17 protein-coding genes and 1 tRNA gene are annotated in these 18355 nt (G+C 71.8%); 9 read left to right on the forward strand and 9 right to left on the reverse strand.

What is annotated here, in order from left to right; all coding sequences use genetic code 11:
* Nucleotides 1-29 precede the first annotated feature (29 nt).
* Nucleotides 30-665 (forward strand): HNH endonuclease family protein, encoded by a 636-nt coding sequence (locus AC07EG_RS04495; protein WP_478251762.1) that lies wholly within the window; start codon nt 30-32, stop codon nt 663-665.
* Between the two features lie 80 nt (nt 666-745).
* Nucleotides 746-1543, forward strand: coding sequence for an EI24 domain-containing protein (locus AC07EG_RS04500; RefSeq protein ID WP_478251597.1), 798 nt, complete (start codon nt 746-748; stop codon nt 1541-1543).
* On the opposite strand, the gene AC07EG_RS04505 is transcribed toward AC07EG_RS04500, so the two are convergent.
* The 4 genes from AC07EG_RS04505 to AC07EG_RS04520 are packed head-to-tail and all read right to left on the reverse strand — an operon-like array spanning nt 1494 to nt 5600.
* Nucleotides 1494-2114 (reverse strand): HNH endonuclease family protein, encoded by a 621-nt coding sequence (locus tag AC07EG_RS04505; protein ID WP_478251763.1) that lies wholly within the window; start codon nt 2112-2114, stop codon nt 1494-1496. The genes AC07EG_RS04500 and AC07EG_RS04505 overlap by 50 nt on opposite strands.
* Nucleotides 2115-2167: 53 nt before the next feature.
* Nucleotides 2168-4168 carry an oxidoreductase gene (locus tag AC07EG_RS04510; RefSeq protein WP_478251599.1) on the reverse strand — a complete coding sequence of 667 codons (2001 nt, stop codon included), beginning with the start codon at nt 4166-4168 and terminating at the stop codon, nt 2168-2170.
* Nucleotides 4165-4707, reverse strand: coding sequence for a PadR family transcriptional regulator (locus AC07EG_RS04515; protein WP_478251600.1), 543 nt, complete (start codon nt 4705-4707; stop codon nt 4165-4167). Before AC07EG_RS04515 ends, AC07EG_RS04510 begins: the two co-directional genes overlap by 4 nt.
* Nucleotides 4708-4739: 32 nt before the next feature.
* The gene (locus AC07EG_RS04520; RefSeq protein WP_478251601.1) at nt 4740-5600 is read right to left on the reverse strand and encodes a LysR family transcriptional regulator; all 861 of its coding nucleotides are present in this window, start codon (nt 5598-5600) and stop codon (nt 4740-4742) included.
* A gap of 71 nt (nt 5601-5671) precedes the next feature.
* Between AC07EG_RS04520 and AC07EG_RS04525 the strand changes: the two genes are divergently transcribed.
* From AC07EG_RS04525 to AC07EG_RS04540, 4 genes are all read left to right on the forward strand, one after another.
* Nucleotides 5672-6478, forward strand: a complete 807-nt coding sequence (locus tag AC07EG_RS04525) for a PhzF family phenazine biosynthesis protein (protein WP_478251602.1) — start codon at nt 5672-5674, stop codon at nt 6476-6478.
* Between the two features lie 34 nt (nt 6479-6512).
* A complete protein-coding gene (locus AC07EG_RS04530) occupies nt 6513-6869 on the forward strand; it encodes a pyridoxamine 5'-phosphate oxidase family protein (protein ID WP_478251603.1) in 357 nt (118 codons plus the stop codon).
* On the forward strand, nt 6866-7663 hold the full coding sequence (locus AC07EG_RS04535) for an arylamine N-acetyltransferase family protein (RefSeq protein ID WP_478251604.1): 798 nt from the start codon (nt 6866-6868) through the stop codon (nt 7661-7663). The genes AC07EG_RS04530 and AC07EG_RS04535 overlap by 4 nt, the downstream gene beginning before the upstream one ends.
* Before the next feature lie 92 nt (nt 7664-7755).
* The gene (locus tag AC07EG_RS04540) at nt 7756-8097 is read left to right on the forward strand and encodes a hypothetical protein (protein WP_478251605.1); all 342 of its coding nucleotides are present in this window, start codon (nt 7756-7758) and stop codon (nt 8095-8097) included.
* Between the two features lie 141 nt (nt 8098-8238).
* Here AC07EG_RS04540 and AC07EG_RS04545 read toward each other — a convergent pair.
* Nucleotides 8239-8311, reverse strand: a tRNA-Thr gene (locus AC07EG_RS04545).
* 23 nt (nt 8312-8334) lie between these two features.
* On the reverse strand, nt 8335-9420 hold the full coding sequence (locus AC07EG_RS04550; RefSeq protein ID WP_478251606.1) for a carboxylate-amine ligase: 1086 nt from the start codon (nt 9418-9420) through the stop codon (nt 8335-8337).
* A 162-nt stretch (nt 9421-9582) separates the two neighbouring features.
* Between AC07EG_RS04550 and AC07EG_RS04555 the strand changes: the two genes are divergently transcribed.
* The 3 genes from AC07EG_RS04555 to otsB all read left to right on the forward strand — a co-directional run bounded on the left by AC07EG_RS04555 (nt 9583) and on the right by otsB (nt 15202).
* A complete protein-coding gene (locus AC07EG_RS04555) occupies nt 9583-11106 on the forward strand; it encodes a threonine/serine exporter family protein (RefSeq protein ID WP_478251607.1) in 1524 nt (507 codons plus the stop codon).
* Between the two features lie 86 nt (nt 11107-11192).
* Nucleotides 11193-12629, forward strand: a complete 1437-nt coding sequence (locus AC07EG_RS04560) for an alpha,alpha-trehalose-phosphate synthase (UDP-forming) (RefSeq protein WP_478251608.1) — start codon at nt 11193-11195, stop codon at nt 12627-12629.
* A gap of 44 nt (nt 12630-12673) precedes the next feature.
* Entirely contained in the window at nt 12674-15202 is a 2529-nt protein-coding gene (otsB, locus tag AC07EG_RS04565) for a trehalose-phosphatase (protein WP_478251610.1), read from the forward strand.
* A gap of 998 nt (nt 15203-16200) precedes the next feature.
* Here the strand turns inward: otsB and AC07EG_RS04570 are convergent.
* From AC07EG_RS04570 to AC07EG_RS04580, 3 genes are all read right to left on the reverse strand, one after another.
* Nucleotides 16201-16473 (reverse strand): MoaD/ThiS family protein, encoded by a 273-nt coding sequence (locus AC07EG_RS04570; RefSeq protein WP_478251611.1) that lies wholly within the window; start codon nt 16471-16473, stop codon nt 16201-16203.
* The gene (locus AC07EG_RS04575) at nt 16474-17553 is read right to left on the reverse strand and encodes a WD40/YVTN/BNR-like repeat-containing protein (protein ID WP_478251612.1); all 1080 of its coding nucleotides are present in this window, start codon (nt 17551-17553) and stop codon (nt 16474-16476) included.
* A gap of 138 nt (nt 17554-17691) precedes the next feature.
* Nucleotides 17692-18342, reverse strand: a complete 651-nt coding sequence (locus tag AC07EG_RS04580) for a C39 family peptidase (RefSeq protein ID WP_478251613.1) — start codon at nt 18340-18342, stop codon at nt 17692-17694.
* Nucleotides 18343-18355: the final 13 nt, after the last annotated feature.

Consider the following 18355-nt stretch of genomic DNA (forward strand, 5'->3'; position numbering starts at 1 on the left):
CGTTCCCGTCCCCACCTGGAGGAACCGTGATCCGCTGGACCGTTCCGGCCGTCGCCGCCTCGCTGGCCGCCACCGCGCTGACCGTGACGCTGGCCACGCCGGCCGCCGCCACCCCGCCGAACATCCCGAGCAAGGCCACCGCGCAGGCCGAGCTGAACGCACTGACCGTCGCCACCGAGGGCAGCCTGACCGGCTACTCGCGCGACCTGTTCCCGCACTGGTCCACCGTCTCCGGCAGCTGCAACACCCGTGAGGCGGTGCTGGAGCGGGACGGGCAGAACGTGGTGCAGGACTCGGCCTGCGCCGCGGTCTCGGGCAGCTGGTACAGCCCGTACGACGGCGCCACCTGGACGAACGCCTCCGACGTGGACATCGATCACATCGTGCCGCTGGCCGAGGCGTGGCGCTCCGGGGCGAACTCGTGGACCACCAGCAAGCGCCAGCAGTTCGCCAACGACCTGAGCCGGCCGCAGCTGATCGCCGTCACCGACGACGTCAACCAGGCGAAGGGCGACAAGGACCCGGCGGCCTGGCAGCCGCCGGTCTCCTCCTACCGGTGCACCTACGCCAAGATGTGGATCCGCTCGAAGCACTACTGGGGCCTGAAGGCGCAGCCGGCCGAGAAGTCGGCGCTGCAGTCCATGGTGAACACCTGCGCCGGCTGAACCAGGTGCCGATGTGCTGGAGCAGCCGAAGGAAATGCCGGTACCGGCAGCGGGGGCTCGCCGACCACTAGAGTGCGCTGGTGGGCAAGACACTGCGTGACTTCGGAACCGGGGCCGGACTGCTGGCCAGGGGCTTCGGCCTGATCTTCGGCAACGGCAAGCTGTTCCTCCTCGGCGCCATCCCGGCCCTGCTGACCAGCCTGCTGCTCTTCGGCGGTGTCCTGGCGCTCGCGTTGAACGCGAACGCCCTGATCACCTGGGCCACCCCGTTCGCCGACGACTGGTCGCAGACCTGGCAGACCCTGCTGCGGGTGGCGGCGGGCGTGTCCATCGTGGTCGCCGCGGTGGCCATCTCGCTGCTGGTGTTCTCCGGGCTGACGCTGATCATCGGCGGCCCGTTCTACGAGGCCATCGCCGAGCACGTCGAGGACCACGAACTCGGCGGTGTGCCGGGCACGCAGCAGGTCGGCTGGGCCCGGTCGGCCTGGATCGGCCTGCGGGACACCCTGCTGCTGGTGCTGCTGGCGGTGCTGTTCGGCCTGCCGCTGTTCCTGGCCGGGTTCATCCCGGTGCTCGGGCAGACGGTGGTGCCGGTGGTCGCCGCGCTGGTCGGCGCCTGGCTGCTGGCGCTGGAGCTGACCGCGATCCCGTTCACCCGCCGCGGGCTCAGCCTCGGGGTGCGGCGCCGGACGCTGGGTGGCAAGCGCGCGATGACGCTCGGCTTCGCCACCCCCGCCTACCTGCTCTGCCTCATCCCGCTGGCGGGCATCGTGGTGCTGCCGGCGGCGATGGCGGGCGGCACGCTGCTCGCCCACCGCACCCGGGCGTTCAGCACCGGTCCAGCATCTCCGTCAGCGCCGTCTTCTCCCGCTCGGTGACCGTCAGGCCGTAGTGGTGCTTGACCTCGATCCAGTCACCGGCGTAGGTGCACCAGTAGGAGACCAGCGGCGGCTTCCACTCGTCCGGCGCCTTGTCGCTCTTCTGCTGGTTGACGTTGTCGGTGACGGTGATCAGCTGCGGCCGCTCCAGGTCGTTGGCGAACTCCTCGCGCCGCTCCTCGGTCCACGACCGGGCCCCGCTGACCCAGCTGTGCCCCAGCGGCACCACGTGGTCTATGTCCACATCGGACGCTTTGGTCCAGGTCTCCCCGTCGTACGGGCTGACCCAGGTGCCGGTGTCGGGCGCGCAGTCGGGGCCGGCCTGCACGTCCTTGCCGTCGCGCTTGAGCACCAGCTCGCGGGTGTTGCAGTTGCCCTCGTGCGCGGACCAGTGCGGGTACTGCTCGCGGTCGTACCCGTCCATGCTGCCGCGCTCGCCGACCACCAGCTGGTCGAGCAGCTGCCGCGGCGGCCCGGGAGCACCACCGGACTGGGCTGGCGCCGGTTCCACCGGTGGCGCGCACGCCGTCACGAGAGCCAGCAACACCAGCGACCACCACCGCGACCTCATCACGGTCGGAGTATGCGGCCGCCACCCGTTCGAGGGGTACCGACGCGCCGGTGTCAGATCCGCGCGGCCAGGCGGGTGCCCTGGTCGATAGCCCGTTCGGCGTCCAGTTCGGCGGCCAGTTCGGCGCCGCCGATCAGGTGAACCGGGGTGTCGCCGAGCTGGTCGGCCAGGTCCCGCACCGGCTCCTGCCCGGCGCAGACGACCACGGTGTCCACCTCCAGCACCCGCGGCCGGTCGCGCCCCGGGCCGAAGGTGAGGTGCAGCCCCTCGTCGTCGATGCGCTCGTAGTTGACCCCGGTCAGCTGCTCGACGCCCTTGTGCGCCAGCGAAGCCCGGTGCACCCAGCCGCTGGTCTTGCCGAGCCCCTTGCCGATGCGCTCGGCCTTGCGCTGCAGCAGGTACACCCGGCGCGGTGCGGGCCGCGGCGCCGGTTCGGCCAGCGCGCCGCCCGCCACCCCCCACTCCGCCTGCCACTCGGCCAGGTCCAGCGCGGGTGAGGCGGGGTGGGTGAGGAACTCGCTCACGTCCACCCCGATGCCCCCGGCGCCGATCACCGCCACCTCGTCCCCCACCGGCTTCCCGTGCCGCACGACGTCCACATAGGACAATACTTTGGGGTGGCCGATGCCGGGGATGCCCGGCACGCGCGGGGTCACGCCGGTGGCCAGCACCACCTCGTCGAACCCGGTCAGGTCAGCCGCGGTGGCCCGGGTGCGCAGGTGCAGCTCCACCCCGGCCAGCTCCAGCTGCCGCGCGTAGTAACGGATCGTCTCGGCGAACTCCTCCTTGCCGGGGATGCGCCTGGCGATGCCGAACTGCCCGCCGATTTCGCCGTCGGCCTCGAACAACTCCACCCGGTGCCCGCGCTGCCCGAGGGTCACCGCGGCCGACAACCCCGCCGGACCGGCCCCGACCACCGCCACGTGCTTGCTCCGCCGCGTCGGCAGCAGCACCAGTTCGGTCTCCCGCCCGGCTCGCGGGTTGACCAGGCACGAGACCTTCTTGTGCGCGAACACGCGGTCCAGGCACGCCTGGTTGCAGGCGATGCAGGCGTTGATCTCGTCGCTCCGCCCGGTTTCGGCCTTGCGCACCCAGTCCGGGTCGGCGAGCAGCGGGCGGGCCATCGACACCAGGTCCGCGTCGCCGCGGGCGAGCACCTCCTCGGCCACCTGCGGCAGGTTGATCCGGTTCGAGGCGACCACCGGAATGCCCACGTGCGGCCTGAACTCCGCGGTGATGCCGGTGAACGCCGCGCGCGGCACCGAGGTGACGATGGTCGGCACGCGGGCCTCGTGCCAGCCGATGCCGGTGTTGATGATGGTCGCCCCGGCTGCCTCGACCGCCTTGCCCAGCGCGACGACCTCTTCCCAGGTCTGCCCGTCCTCGACGAAATCGGCCATGGACAGGCGGTAGACGATGATGAAGTCGGGCCCCACCGCGGCCCGCACGCGGCGCACGAGCTCCACCGCCAGGCGACGGCGGTTCTCCGCCGAGCCACCCCAGCGATCGGTGCGCTGGTTGGTGCGCGACGCGAGGAACTGGTTGATGAAGTACCCCTCGGACCCCATGATTTCGACACCGTCGTACCCGGCTTCCCTGGCCAGCGCGGCACACCGGGCGAACGCGTCGATCTGGCGCCGCACCCCGCGGTCGGACAGCGCCCGCGGGCGGAACGGGTTGATCGGCGCCTTGAGCGCCGACGCCGACACGCTCAGCGGGTGGTAGGCGTACCGGCCGGCGTGCAGGATCTGCAGCGCGATCTTGCCGCCCGCCTCGTGCACCGCCCCGGTGACGCGGCGGTGCCGCCGCGCTTCGGCGTGCGTGGTCAGCTTGGCGGCGAACGGCAGCAGCCAGCCCTCGCGGTTCGGCGCGTACCCACCGGTGATCACCAGCCCGACCCCGCCGCGGGCGCGTTCGGCGAAGTACTCGGCGAGCTTGCCGACGTCCTTCGCGCGGTCTTCGAGGCCGGTGTGCATCGAGCCCATCACCACGCGGTTCCGCAGGGTGGTGAAGCCGAGGTCGAGCGGGGTGAACAGGTTCGGGTACCCGGTCATCGGCGATCTCCTTCGAGTGCTTCGGCGACCTCGTCGCACCATTCGACGAACGACTGCTCGGCCCGCACCCCACCACGCAGCACCAGGTACTGGTGCAGGTCCTGCCCGGTGAGCGCGGCCGGGTCCGGGAAGTCGCGCTGCTCGATCCCGCGGTAGACGGCGAGGCGTTCGGCGTGCCGGTCGCGGTGGCGCCGCACCTCGGCCAGCACGGCGGCGCCGTCGCCGAGGCTCGCACCCCGGACCTTCACCGCGAGTTCGTCGCGCAGGATCGCCGGTTCACCCGGCTCGGCCAGCCACCGCCGCAGCTCGGCGCGCCCCGGCTCGCTGACGCGGTAGACCTTCTTGTCCGGGCGGCCGTCCTGCGCGACCAGCTCGTTCGACAGCCAGCCCGCCTCGGTCATGCGCTTGAGCACGCGGTAGATCTGCTGGTGGGTGGCGCCCCAGAAGAAGCCGATGGACCGGTCGAACCGGCGGGCCAGCTCGTAGCCGGAACCGGCCCGTTCGGTCAGCGAAACCAGGATCGCGTGCTCCAGCGCCATGCCCGGAGGCTATGCAACTAGGTGCAATGCAATCAAGTGCATAGTGAGCCGAGCAACTCGGCCACCGCCTCCACCGCCGGGGCCGCCCACCGGTCACGGCGGCGCAGCAACCACAGGTGGTAACGCGCGATCGGCGGCGACCGCAGTTCGACGAGCCGCCCCGCTTCGAGTTCCGGGGCCACCGTCACGGTGGGCAGCAGGGCCAGCCCGAGCCCGGCTTCCACGCAGCGCTTGACCACTTCGACGCCGCCGTAGCGCGGTGGCGTGTCGGCGACCATCTCGGCGAGTTCGTCGTTGTAACCGCACCCCCGTTCGAGCAGGAGCACCCCCGCTTCGGTCAACTCGGCGGCGGTGATCGCGCGGGTGCGGGGCAACGGCGTGTCCGGCGGGGCGACCAGCGACAGCCGCTGCCGCCCGAGGTCGACGGCCTCCACCGTGGCGTAGCGGATGGCGGGTTCCAGCGCCAGCGCGAGGTCCGCCTGCCGCTCCCCGAGCGCCCGCACGGCGGGCCGGGTGGCCGCGGGCACCAGGGTGAGCCGGACCTCGGGCAGCCGCCGGGTGATCTCCCGCAGCACCGGCGGCAGGCGGTAGGCGCAGACGGACTCGGGGGCGTACAACCGCACCGGCCCGGCGGGGTTCCGGCCGGCGACCTCGGCGAGCATCCGGTCCTCGAGGTCGAGCAGCTGACGGGCGTGCTCGGCCAGGCTGGCACCGGCGGGCGTGGGCGCCACCCCGCCGGGGTGCCGGTCGAGCAGCCGGGTGCCGGTCAGCCGTTCCAGGGCCTGGACGTGGGCGGTGACCGTGGACTGGGCGAAGCTCAGCTCACCGGCGGCCGCGGTGATGTTGCCGGTGCGGGCCACGGCGAGGAAGCTGCGCAGCAGCCGGGTGTCCATCGGAATCCCCGATCGTCGACATCGAAAGTCATCGTTGGACATGATGCCGGACGCGGCGGCAGGCTGGGGGCATGACAGAGATCGAGCGATACACGGCCTTCGACGTCGACGGCGCCGGGGGCAATCCGGCCGGGGTGGTGCTGGACGCCACCGGCCTGGGCGACGACCGGATGCTGGCGATCGCCGCCGAACTGGGGTACTCGGAAACCGCGTTCCTGTTCGACGGCGACCGCATCCGCTTCTTCAGCCCGCTGGCCGAAGTTTCGTTCTGCGGCCACGCCACCATCGCGACGGCGGTCGCCCACGCCTCGCGCTTCGGGCCGGGCCGGCTGACGCTGCGGACGCAGGCGGGCGAGGTCGTCGTGCGCACCGGCTTCGAAGACGGCCGGCTGCTGGCGACCCTGACCAGCGTGCCGCCTTCGGTGCGGCCGGTGGCGCCGTCGGTGCTGGACGCGGCGCTGACCGCGTTGCGCTGGCCGGAGTCCGACCTCGACCCCGGGCTGCCGCCGCGGGTCGCCTTCGCCGGGAACCACCACCTCGTGCTCGCCGCGGCCACCCGCGAGCGCCTGGCGGAGCTGGACTACGACTTCGACGCGCTCGGCGCCCTGATGGCGCAGGAGGACTGGACCACCGTGCAGCTGGTCTGGTCCGGCCCGGACGGCTACCACTCGCGGAACCCGTTCCCGCCCGGCGGTGTCCGCGAAGACGCGGCCACCGGCGCCGCGGCCGCCGCGTTCGGCGCGTACCTGCGTGAACGGGGCGTGACCGGCCGGATCACCATCCGGCAGGGCGAGGACATGGGCCGCCCGAGCCGCCTGCTGGTGGACATCCCGGAAAGCGGTGGCATCTCGGTGAGCGGAACCGCCACACGGCTCTAGACATCGACCGTGGTCGAGGTTGCAGCATCGCCCCATGGACACCGAGAACGCCTGGCTGTGCACCCTGCGGCCCGACGGCTCACCGCACCTCACCCCGGTGTGGTTCACCTTCGAGCGCGACACCTGGTGGATCTGCGCGAGCGAGCGGTCCGTGAAGGCCAGGAACATCGCCGCGGACCCCCGGGTGTCGATCGCCCTCGAACACGGCTACGACCCGGTCGTCGCCGAGGGCCGCGCGAAGATCCACCACCAGCCGTTCCCCGACGCGGTCGTCGAAGCCTTCGCCGCGAAGTACGGCTGGGACGTGCGCACCCCGTTCGAGCGGGGTGGCGGCCGGGTGCTGTTCGAGGTGTCCGTGTCCCGGTGGTTGCTGGAAGGAGTGGCGCAATGAGCGATTGGCAGTTGGCGGACCTCGATCTGGACGCGTACCTGGAGCGCATCGGCCACGCGCGGGTGCGGCCGTCCGCGGCGGCGTTGCGGTCGTTGCACGAGGCCCACGTGCGGTCGATCCCGTTCGAGAACCTCGACGCGCTGCTCGGCCCGCACCCCGGCCTCCAGCTGAAGACGATCGCCGACAAGATGGTGCACCGGCGGCGCGGGGGTTACTGCTACGAGCACGGCCTGCTGTTCGCCGCCGCGCTGGAACTGCTCGGGTTCGACGTGCGCCGCCGGATGGCGCGGGTCGATCCGGCGGGAGCCGGTCCGCGCACGCACATGGTCGTCCTGGTGCGGGTCGAGGGCACCGACCACCTCGCCGACGTCGGCTTCGGCACCGGCCTGGTCACGGCGATGCCCCTGGTCGACGGTTTCGAAGCGGACCAGAACGGCTGGCTGCACCGCATCACCCGCGACGGTCCATTTTGGATTCTGTCGCGTCGCGGCGCCGACGGCTGGGAGGTCCTGCACGCCACCGACGACCTGCCCCAGCACCAGATCGACTACAACGTGGCCAACCACTACATCGCGACCCACCCGAAGTCGCCGTTCAGCGGGCAGGTGGTGGTGATGACCCGTGGTGAGCGGCTCAGCAAGCGCCTCGTCGGCGACCAGCTGACCGTCGAGCGGGCCGGCGGGGAGCTGACCCGCGAGCCCGTCACCGACCTGGCCGCGGTGCTGCGGTCGATGGGCGTCGAACTGGCCCCGGAGGAACTGGGGTTGTTGCGTGGATCTCCCCCCATGGTGTGACACCGGCGCGTTTGACTGGCTCGGCGGACGGGGCGCGGCCACAGTGGACGCGTCCCCCGTGCAGTCACACTGCGTCACCCATAGGAGATCCCGTGAAGAAGTCCCGCCTGGCCGCCCGCCTGGCGCTGCCCCTCGCGTTCGCCGGCGCCGCGTTCGGCGGTGCCCTCCCCGCCGCCGCCGACCCGACCCACCCGCTGGACCCGATGCGGGAGGGCCTCGGCCAGGGTGTGGTGAACGGCGCGGGCACCGTCGGCACGGTCGCGCTGACCTCGGGCGAGGTGCTCGACGACAACGTGGAACACACCAGCTCCAGCGCCTCCACCGCGGTGGACACCACGCTGAGCACCCTGCCCGCCGGCCTCGTCCGCACCGGCACCCAGCCGGTCATCTTCGGCGACCTGGACGACCTGCGCACCTTCCTGCACGGACACTGATCCCGGTCCCACCCGCGAGGTCGCGCCGGTGACTGGAGCGGGTGCCGTGTTCGGCCCCCCGGGGCCGGGCGCGGCGCCCGCTCCAGTCACCGGCTCAAAAGCGACCTCGCCGCCCCGCCGGAGGCGGGGCCGAAAACAGAGAGCCGACAAGGGGACTCGAACCCCTGACCTGCTGTTTACAAGACAGCTGCTCTACCAACTGAGCTATGTCGGCCTGCGCCCCGGAGTATATAGACGTCACACGCACAGCTCGTCCACGACGTCGGTGAGTCGGTCCCGGGTGCGGTAGGCGGCGAGTTGGCGGTCGGCGCCACCGCCGGTGGTGCGCAGGCGCGCCAGCATGCGTTCGGCGAACTCCAGGTCGCCGGTGGTGGACAGGGCGTCCCGCAGGCCGGCCAGCATTTCGTCCAGGATGGACCAGACCGGCACCAGTTCCCCGCTCTCGGGGTGCAGGCACGAACCGCTCAGGCCGTCGCGGGCGGCGCGCCAGAGGTTCGCGCGCAGGATCTCGTCGGGCACGGCCACCGGGGTGCGGTCGTCGGCGACGTCCCGCAGCGCCACGTTCACCAGCCCGCGGATCAGCACCGCGGCCAGCGTGGCCTCCTCCGGGGTCGCGGCCACGTCGCAGATCCGGAACTCCAGCGTCGGCTGCTTGTCGGAGAGGCGGACGTCCCAGTACAGCATCGCCCGGTCCATCATCGCGCCGCTGCGCAGCATCGCGGCCACGCTGTTCTCGTAGTGGTCCAGCGAGACGAACAGCGGCGGCGGCCCGGCCGACGGCCAGCGCGACCACAGCACGTGCCGCCAGCTGCGGTAGCCGGTGACCGCTCCGCCGTCGAACGGCGAGTTCGCGGTGAGCGCCAGCAGCGCGGGCAGCCAGGCGCGGGTGTGGTTGCTGACCCGCACCGCGGTCTCCCGGTCGGCCACCTCGACGTGCACGTGGCACCCGCAGGTGGCGGTGGAGCGGGCCATGACGCCGAACCACTCGCTTATGCGCCGGTACCGCTCCTCCTCGGTGATCTCGTGCGACGCCTCGGGCAGCAGCGGGGTACCGCTCGGCAGCAGCCGCAGGCCGCGCTTGCTCGCGCTCTCGGCCAGCCCGGTGCGCAACCGGGTGAGGTGCCCCAGCACCTCGTCGGCGGTCCGGCACACGTCGGTCGCCGTCTCCACCTGGGAGCTGATCAGCTCCTGCTGCAGTTCACCACCGCGTTCCTCGGTCCCCTCGACCACCTCCGGACCCCGGGAGACCAGTTGCCCGGACGCGTCGACCAGGAAGAATTCCTCCTCGACGCCGAACGTCAGTTCCTCGCCGTGGAGCCCCATGCACCACTCCTTCACTGGTCGCGACGACGCGGCGGGGATACCCGGATCGAGTGATCGGTAACCACGAAGCGGAACGTGGTGGACGCCACTGTTCCGATCATGCAACGGTCGGAGGCCGAGCGTCGATGGTCTCCGGGAATGACCAGGGAGGTGGACGGGTAGATGAAGATCAACCAGCGCAGCCGGGCAGCCGAGCGCAAGCGCGGCTGGCAGATCCTCGAAGCGCCGGTGAACGAGCGGCCGCGCAGAACCCGCCGCCGCCGCGACGGTGGTTCGGAACCGCGCAGCCGGGCGTGGCAGATCCTCGAAGCGGACACGGGCGAGCAGCCGGCCGCCGAGCAGCAGACCGCGATCGGCCCGGCGCTGCCGGACGACGCCACCGTCAACTTCGTGCTGGACCTCGCCCTGCGCATCGGTGAGGTGCAGATGGCCAGCGGCGCGGGCGCGTCCGACGTCACCGCCACCATCCTGGCGCTGACCTCGGCACTCGGCCTGCCGCACTGCGAGGTGGACGTCATCTTCACCTCGATCACGGTCACCTGCCACCGCGGTTCCGAGCTCTCGCCGGTCACCGCGCTGCGCGTGGTGCGCGCCCGCGGCCTCGACTACAGCCGCCTGACCGACACCGAGGGGCTGGTCCAGCGGATCACCCGCGGCCGGGTCAGCGCCGAGGACGCCTACACCGAACTGGAGCGGATCACCTCGCGGCCGCACCCCTACCGGCGGTGGGTGTCCACCCTGGCCTGGGGCGGCATGGCGGCGTTCATCTCGCTGCTGATCGGCGGCGACTGGGCCACCGCGTTGATCGCCTTCGTGATCAGCTCGGTGATCGACCGGGTCGGCCGCGTGCTCAACCGGTACACGCTGCCGTTCTTCTTCCAGCAGGTGGTCGGCGGCTTCATCGCCACACTGGCCGCGGTGCTGGTGGTCAACACCAACCTGCTGCCGATCGAACGGCCCACCATCGTGGTGGCCGCGGCGATCACCGTGCTGCTGTCCGGGTTGAGCACGGTGTCCGCGGTGCAGGACGCGATCACCGGGTACAACGTCACCGCCGCCGGGCGCACCACCGAGGTGGCGATGATGTCGGCCGGGCTGATCACCGGGGTGGTGCTGGCGCTGAACACCGCGCCGCTGTTCGCCATCGTGCAGCGCACGCCGCCGCCCGCGGTCTACAGCAACACCGCGCTGGACCTGCCGATCATGGTGGTCGCCGGGGCGGGTGCGGCGCTGTGCTTCGCCCTGGCCAGCTACGCCAGGCTGCGGTCGCTGCTGATCGCCGCCGCCGCGGGTGCGGTCGGCAGCGTCGGGTACGGCGCGCTCGGGCTGCTCGGCGCGGACCAGATCACCGCCTCCGCGGTCGCCGCCACGCTGGTCGGCTTCTCCGGCGGGGTGCTGGCGCGGCGGTTGAAGGAGACCCCGCTGGTCATCGCGGTTTCCGGGATCACACCGTTGCTGCCGGGGCTGTCGACCTACCGCGGGTTGTACGAGATGGGCGTCGAACCGGGTGGTGAGCTGGGCACGCTGATGACCGCGGTGGCCGTCGGGCTGGCGCTGGCCGCGGGTGTGGTGCTCGGCGAGTACTTCGCGCAGCCGGTGCGCACCCGCCTCGGCAGGCTGGAGCGGAAGCTGGCAGGCCCCCGGATGGCGGGTCCGCTGCGGCCGAAGCCCGGCCGGGTGGACTGAGGGAACCGCGAGCCGGGTGACGCGGCGGGACAAGTCTCACGTTCTCATCCGGTGACGGGCGGGGCGGTCACGATAGTCTGCGAACCATGACCGAGCCTGTCAGCACGGCCGCCGAATTCGTCGTGGTGGCCAACCGGTTGCCGGTGGACCTCGACCGCTCCGCCGACGGAACCCAGCGCTGGACCGCGAGCCCGGGTGGGCTCGTCTCCGCACTCGAACCGTTCCTGCGCTCCCGGAAGGGGGCCTGGGTCGGCTGGCCCGGCGTACCGGACGTGGAGGTCGACGAGTTCTCCGACGAGGGCTTGGTGCTGCACCCGGTCACGCTCAGCGCCGAAGAGGTGACCGACTACTACGAGGGCTTTTCGAACGCCACGCTGTGGCCGCTGTACCACGACGTGGTCGCCCGGCCGGTGTTCGACCGCGCCTGGTGGGACAGCTACGTCAAGGTCAACCGGCGCTTCGCCGAGGCCAGCGCCAAGGTGGCCGGTGAGGGCGCGGTGGTCTGGGTGCAGGACTACCAGCTCCAGCTGGTGCCGAGCATGCTCCGCGAACTGCGGCCCGACCTGCGGATCGGCTTCTTCCTGCACATCCCGTTCCCGCCGGTCGAGCTGTTCATGCAGCTGCCGTGGCGGGCGGAGATCGTGCGCGGGCTGATCGGCGCCGACCTGGTCGGTTTCCACCGGCCGGGTGGCGCGCAGAACTTCCTGTGGCTGGCGCGCCAGCTGATCGGCCTGGAGCCCAGCCGGGGGGCGGTCGGCGTGCGGTCGCGGCCCGGTGTGGTGCAGGTCGGCGACCGGACGGTGCGCGTCGGCGCGTTCCCGATCTCCATCGACGCGGCCGGTCTGGACAACCTGGCGCGCACGAAGAAGGTGGCCGAACGCGCCGCGCAGATCCGCCGCGACCTCGGCAACCCGAAGACCGTGCTGCTCGGTGTCGACCGCCTCGACTACACCAAGGGCATCGACCTGCGCCTGCAAGCCTTCCACGAGCTGCTGCAGGAAGACCGGGTGAAGCCCGAGGACGTGGCGTTCATCCAGCTGGCCACGCCCAGCCGTGAGCGGGTCGAGCACTACCAGCGCATGCGCGGGGAAATCGAGCAGATGGTCGGCCGGACCAACGGCGAATTCGCCCGCGTCGGTCACCCGGTCGTGCACTACCTGCACCAGTCCGTGGACCGCACGGAGCTGGCCGCCTTCTTCTCCGCCGCCGACGTGATGGTGGTGACCCCCCTGCGCGACGGCATGAACCTGGTCTGCAAGGAGTACGTGGCCTGCCGCCACGACCTCGGGGGCGCGCTGGTGCTCTCCGAGTTCGCCGGCGCGGCAGCCGAGTTGAGCAGTGCGTTCCTGGTCAACCCGCACGACCTCGACGGGGTTAAGAGCGCTTTGGCGGCTGCCATTACGCTCGACCCGGCCGAGGGAAGACGGAGAATGCGCGCGCTTCGACGTCAGGTCCTCACCCACGACGTCGACCGCTGGGCGCGCTCGTTCCTGGAAGCACTCGGGTCCGAGCCCTCCGCCTGAGAAATCAACTCCCATACCCCACGTACCTGCTCCTAGGAGGAGTGTTGACCGCCGAGGCCCTGCCCGCCGAGCTGCGGCGTGCGATCGTGCAGATCGCGCGGACGCCGCGCTTGCTGGTCGCCTGCGACTACGACGGCACGCTGGCTCCGATCACGTCCAACCCGGACGAGGCCCGCCCACTTCCCGAATCGGTCGGTGCCCTGCGATCACTTGCCGGCCTGCACGAAACCACCACGGCCGTGATCTCCGGTCGTGCTTTGCGCGATCTCGCCACGCTTTCCCGATTGCCCGCCGAAGTCCACCTGGTGGGCAGCCACGGTTCGGAATTCGACATCGGTTTCGTGCACGCGCTCGACGCGAAAGCGCGTGAACTGCACCGGCGGCTGGAAGCCGAACTCGAACAGCTGGTGCTCGATGTGCCGGGTGTTTCCCTGGAGGTGAAACCGGCCAGCATCGCCGTGCACGTGCGCCGCGCCGAGTACGACGCCGGGCGGCGCGTGCTCGCCGATGTCCACAATGGACCGTGCACCTGGCCGGGGGTGACCACCACCGACGGCAAGGAGGTGGTCGAGCTGGCCGTGGTGCAGACCGACAAGGGCCGCGCCCTGGACACCCTGCGCCACCAGGTCAACGCCACCGCCGCGGTGTTCCTCGGCGACGACGTGACCGACGAGAAGGCCTTCGCCCGGCTGTCGGGCCCCGACCTCGGGGTCAAGGTCGGCGACGGGGAGAGCCTGGCCGCCTACCGGGTGCCGGACACCGTCGACGTGGCCACCGTGCTCGCCTTCCTGCTGGAGGAGCGGCGGCACTGGCTCTACGGCGAGCAGGCGCCGCCGATCGAGCGGATCTCCATGCTGGCCAGCGAGCGCTCGGTCGCGCTGCTCACCCCGGACGCCAAGCTGACCTGGCTGTGCCACCCCGGCCCGGACGCGCCCGCGATCTTCGCCGACCTGCTCGGCGGACCGGGTGCCGGGCACTTCTCCATCAAACCGCACCGCAACGGCCTGCCGCTGGGCCAGCGCTACCTGCCGAACACGATGACCGTGGAGACGCGCTGGTCGCGGCTGCTGGTCACCGACTACCTCGAGCCGGACAGCCCACCGCACCGCACCGACATCGTCCGGGTGATCTCCGGCGAAGCCGCGGCACAGGTGGTCTTCGCGCCGCGGCCGGAGTTCGGCGGGGTGCCGGTTAAGCTGGTGACCGAGGAGGACGGCCTGCGGGTGCTGGGCACCTCGGAGCCGATCGTGCTGCGGTCGCCCGGCGTGCGGTGGGAGATCAACTCCGACGGCATGCACGACACCGCCGTCGCACTGGTCGAACCAGCGCCCGAGCGCCCGGTGGTGCTCGAACTGCGTTGCGGCACCACGGATCTCGGCAGGCACGAACTGTCCGAACTGGACCGCCGAGCGCGGGCGGGGGCGTACTGGAGCGACTGGGCGGCCACGCTGAAGGTGCCGGGGGTGCAGCCGGAACTGGTGTCGCGCTCGGCGCTGACGCTGCGCGGGCTGTGCAACACCGACAGCGGCGGCGTGCTCGCCGCGGCGACCACCTCGCTGCCGGAGGAGATCGGCGGCGTCCGCAACTGGGACTACCGGTACTGCTGGATCCGCGACGCCGCGATGACCGTGCGGGAACTGGTGACGCTGGGTTCGCTGGACGAGGCCGACGGGTACCTGCGCTGGCTGCACGGCGTGCTGGCCACGCTGGCCGGGCCGGAGCGGCTGCACCCGCTGTACACGCTGTCCGGCAGCGTGATCGGTGCCGAAGCGGTGATCGAGTCGCTGCCGGGGTACGCCGGTTCGCGGCCGGTGCGCGTCGGCAACCTGGCGAACCACCAGGTGCAGCTGGACGTGTTCGGGCCGGTGGTGGAGCTGGTGGTCACCCTGGCCGAGGCGCGCGGGGAGCTGCGCGACCAGGACTGGCAGATGGTGCGGGCGATGGCCGAGGCGGTCACGCGGCGGTGGAACGAGCCGGACCACGGCATCTGGGAGGAACGCCACGTGCCGCGGCACCGGGTGTACTCGCGGGTGATGGGCTGGGTGACCATCGACCGGGCGATCAAGCTGGGCGAGGTGTACGACCGGGAGATCCCGGCGGCCTGGCCCGTCCTGCGCGACACCATCGCCGCCGACGTGCTGGAGCACGGCTGGAACGACGAGGTGCAGGCGTTCACCACCGCCTACGACGGCACCGACCTGGACGCGGCTTCGCTGTTCGTCGGCTTGAGCGGCCTGATCGACCCGAGCGACCAGCGCTTCCAGTCGACGGTCACCGCGATCGAGGCGGAACTGCGCAGCGGCTCCACCGTCTACCGCTACCACCGCGACGACGGCCTGCCCGGCAGCGAAGGCGGGTTCCACATCTGCGCGGCGTGGCTGATCGAGGCGTACCTGCTGACCGGGCGGCGGACCGAGGCGGAGGAACTGTTCGAGCAGCTGGTGGACGCCGCCGGCCCCACCGGCCTGCTCCCGGAGCAGTACGACCCGATCGCGGAACGCTCGCTGGGGAACCACCCGCAGGCGTACTCGCACATCGGGCTCATCCGCTGCGCCAACCTCCTCTCCCGGTAATCCGGCTCAGGCCGGGGGCGCTCGACGCCCCCGGCTCCGGGCGGGGCGCGCCTCCCCCACGTTCCCGCCCTGCTTGGCGCTACTTCGGCACCCGGCTGCCGCCCAACTTTCCCGTTTGCTCGGCGCATCAGCCACGTCTCCCCCGCCCAACGTTCTCCGCTCCGCCCGGCGCCCCAGCCAACGTCCTCACCCGGCGGCCGCCCGCCTTCCGTCTTTTTGCCCGGGTACCCCAGCCACCGTCCTCACCCGGTGCGCTGCGCAACTTCCCCGCCCTGCTCGGCGCCCCCAGCCAGCTTCTTCCCCCGGCCAACTTTCCCGTCTTGCCGGGGCACCCCAGCCAACTTCTCCACTCGGCGCTTCCCTCACGCCCCGCTTCGCCCGGTGCCCAACCAAGTTCTCCACCCGGCGCCTCCGCCCAACCTCCCCGCCCCGCCCGGGTGCCCCAGCCAACGTCCCGCCCAACGCCTCCACCCGGCACTGCCGCCAACGTCCCCGCCCTGCCCGGGTGCCCCAGCCAAAATCCTCACCCGGCACCCCCGCCCAACCTCCCCGCCCGGCCTAGGCGTCCCGCCCAACGCCTCACCCGGCACTCCCCCAACTTCCCGCCCCGGTGCCCCAGCCAACGTCCCGCCCAACGCCTCCACCCGGCCCGGGTGCCCCAGCCAAAGTCCCGTCCGACGCCTCCACCCGGCCCGGGTACCCCAGCCAAAATCCTCACCCGGCACCTCTGCCCAACCTCCCGTCCCGCCCGGGTGCCCCAGCCAACGCCTCGCCCCGGCGCCTCCACCCAAGCCCTTGCCCCGCCCGGCGATCCCGCCCCGCCCAGCGATCCCGCCCCGCCCCGCCCGGACACCCAGCCAACGTCTCCACCCGGCGCCCCAGCCAACACCTCGCCCCGGCGCCCACTTCGCACCCCGGTGACGCGAACTCCCCCACCGCTCCAGAGCGCTTCAGCCACGCGAACGAGACCCCACGTTCGCGTGCAGGAGCGGGCGGGGTCAGCCGCCCGCTACCGAGGGGATGATCATCAGGTCGGTGCCCGGGGTGAGCGGGGTGTCGGGGCCCGACAGGCGGCGGCACTCTTCGCCGTCGACGTAGAAGTTGACGTAGCGCCGCAGCGCGCCCGACTCGTCCCGCAGGCGGCGTTCCAGTGCCGGGTAGCGCTCGCGCAGTTCGTCCAGGGCCGCGCTGATGGTGGCGCCCTGGACCTCCAGCACGGTCTGCGCCCCGGCCAGCGGCCGCAGCATCGACGGCAGGTGGACCTTGGCCACCTAGATCACCGCGGCCCGCACGCAGAGCACGTCCGGCAGGTGCTCGACCACGCGCCGCCAGTTGTCCCCCTCGTCGGCGCTGGCCCACACCTCACCCGACCGGGAGCCGAAGTACACGCCCGCCGGGTCGGCGTCGTCCACGCACATCGCGTCGCGCAGCACGGCGGAGTAGAAGCCGCTGTCCGGCAGCCCGCCGGACAGCTCCGTCCAGCTGCCCCCGCCGTCCTCGCTGCGGTAGACCCGGCACCGCCCGCCCGGCGGGAAGCGGTGCTCGTCGGCCTGCAGCGGGAAGTTGTAGACCACCTCCGGCCGGTGCGGGTGCACCACCATGGCGAAGCCGAAGTCCGACGGCAGCCCGTCGGCGATCGACTGCCAGCTCCCGGCGTGGTCGTCGCTGCGGTACACGCCGTGGTGGTTCTGCGCGAACATGGTGTCCGGCCGCGCGGGGTGCCGGGCCACCTTGTGCACGCACTGGCCGAACTCCGGGTACTCCTCCGGCAGGAACTTCACGTGGATGCCCCGGTTGGCGGGCGTCCAGGTGGCCCCGCCGTCGGTGGTGTCGTACACCCCGCCGGTGGACATCGCCACGGTCACCCGCTGCGGTTCGGTCGGGTGCGGCAGCACCGTGTGGATGGCCATGCCGCCGAACCCCGGCGTCCACCGCGGGCGGTGCGGGTGGTCCCAGAGGCCGCGGACCAGCTCGAAGGACTTGCCGCCGTCGGCCGAGCGGAACAGCGCCGACGGCTCGACCCCGGCGTAGACCACGTCCGGCTCCGGGGCCGGCGTCAGCTGCCAGACCCGCTGCAGCGCCGCCCCGGTGTCCGGCGGGAAGGCGATCGGCGCCTGCTCCGGCTCCTGCCAGGTGGCGCCGAGGTCGTCGCTGGTGGCCACCCCCGGGCCCCAGTGCTCGCTGGTCACCCCGGCGAGCAGGCGCGGCGAACCCGAGCGGGTGTCGATCGCCAGCGCGTAGACGTCGGTCATCGGCAGGTGCGGCCCGGTGACCGCCCAGTCGGCCCGCGAGTTCGAACTCCGGGCCAGCCAGAGCCCCTTGCGGGTGCCGATCGCGAGCAGCGCTTCCATCAGACGCCTCCCTGTGTGGTTCGGATCACGGCGGGAGCTTACGCGGTACCACCGACAGAAACCGGGCGCCGGAGTCGCGGGATGCTAACGACGGCGCCCGGTTGCTGTCACGCTGTTTCAGCTGGGCCTGAAATGGAATTACGCGGAATACCCCTTCGGCGGAATGAGCGTGGCCAACTGGTGGAAGGTGAGCCAATAGACACCCTGGCTGAAACCGGCCGAGTCGGCGATCTTCACCGTCATGTTGTCGCTGTTGTAACCGATCACCGTGAAGTAGTGGTAAACGGTGTAGTTGGGGTAGCCGGGCGGGTGGTTGTTCGCCGGGGCGACGATGTTCGCCACGATCGGATAATTGTTGTTGATGTCCAGCACCACGTCGCGCCAGAGCAGGTCGCGCTGGGCCGCGGTCGGCGGGTCGTTCGGCATCTCCTTGGTTTCGTACCAGGTGGAGCCGAGGTTGGCGTTGAGCACCCGCGTGACCTGGCCGATGTGGTCGGTTCCCCCGGTGTGCGTGGGGAGTTGCTGCGCCAGGCTGCCCTGCGACGGCGGGTTGGCCATGCGTGCGGACAGCGCCATCCTGGTCGCCGCCGGACCGCACCAGTAACCGGTCTGCTGCCATTCGTGCCGCACGTTGAGTTCGACGACGGCGGGCAGTTCGGAAATGTCGATCTCGGCCGTGTCGGCCGGGCGGGCGGCCGGGGCCGCGGGGGCGGCATAAGCGAGCGCGGGCGCGGTGCTGATTCCCGCCACCACAGCCGTGAGCACAGCAAGGAACCTTCGTCTGAACATTTCGGCGGTCCTT

Source organism: Amycolatopsis sp. NPDC045836, from assembly GCF_056431745.1.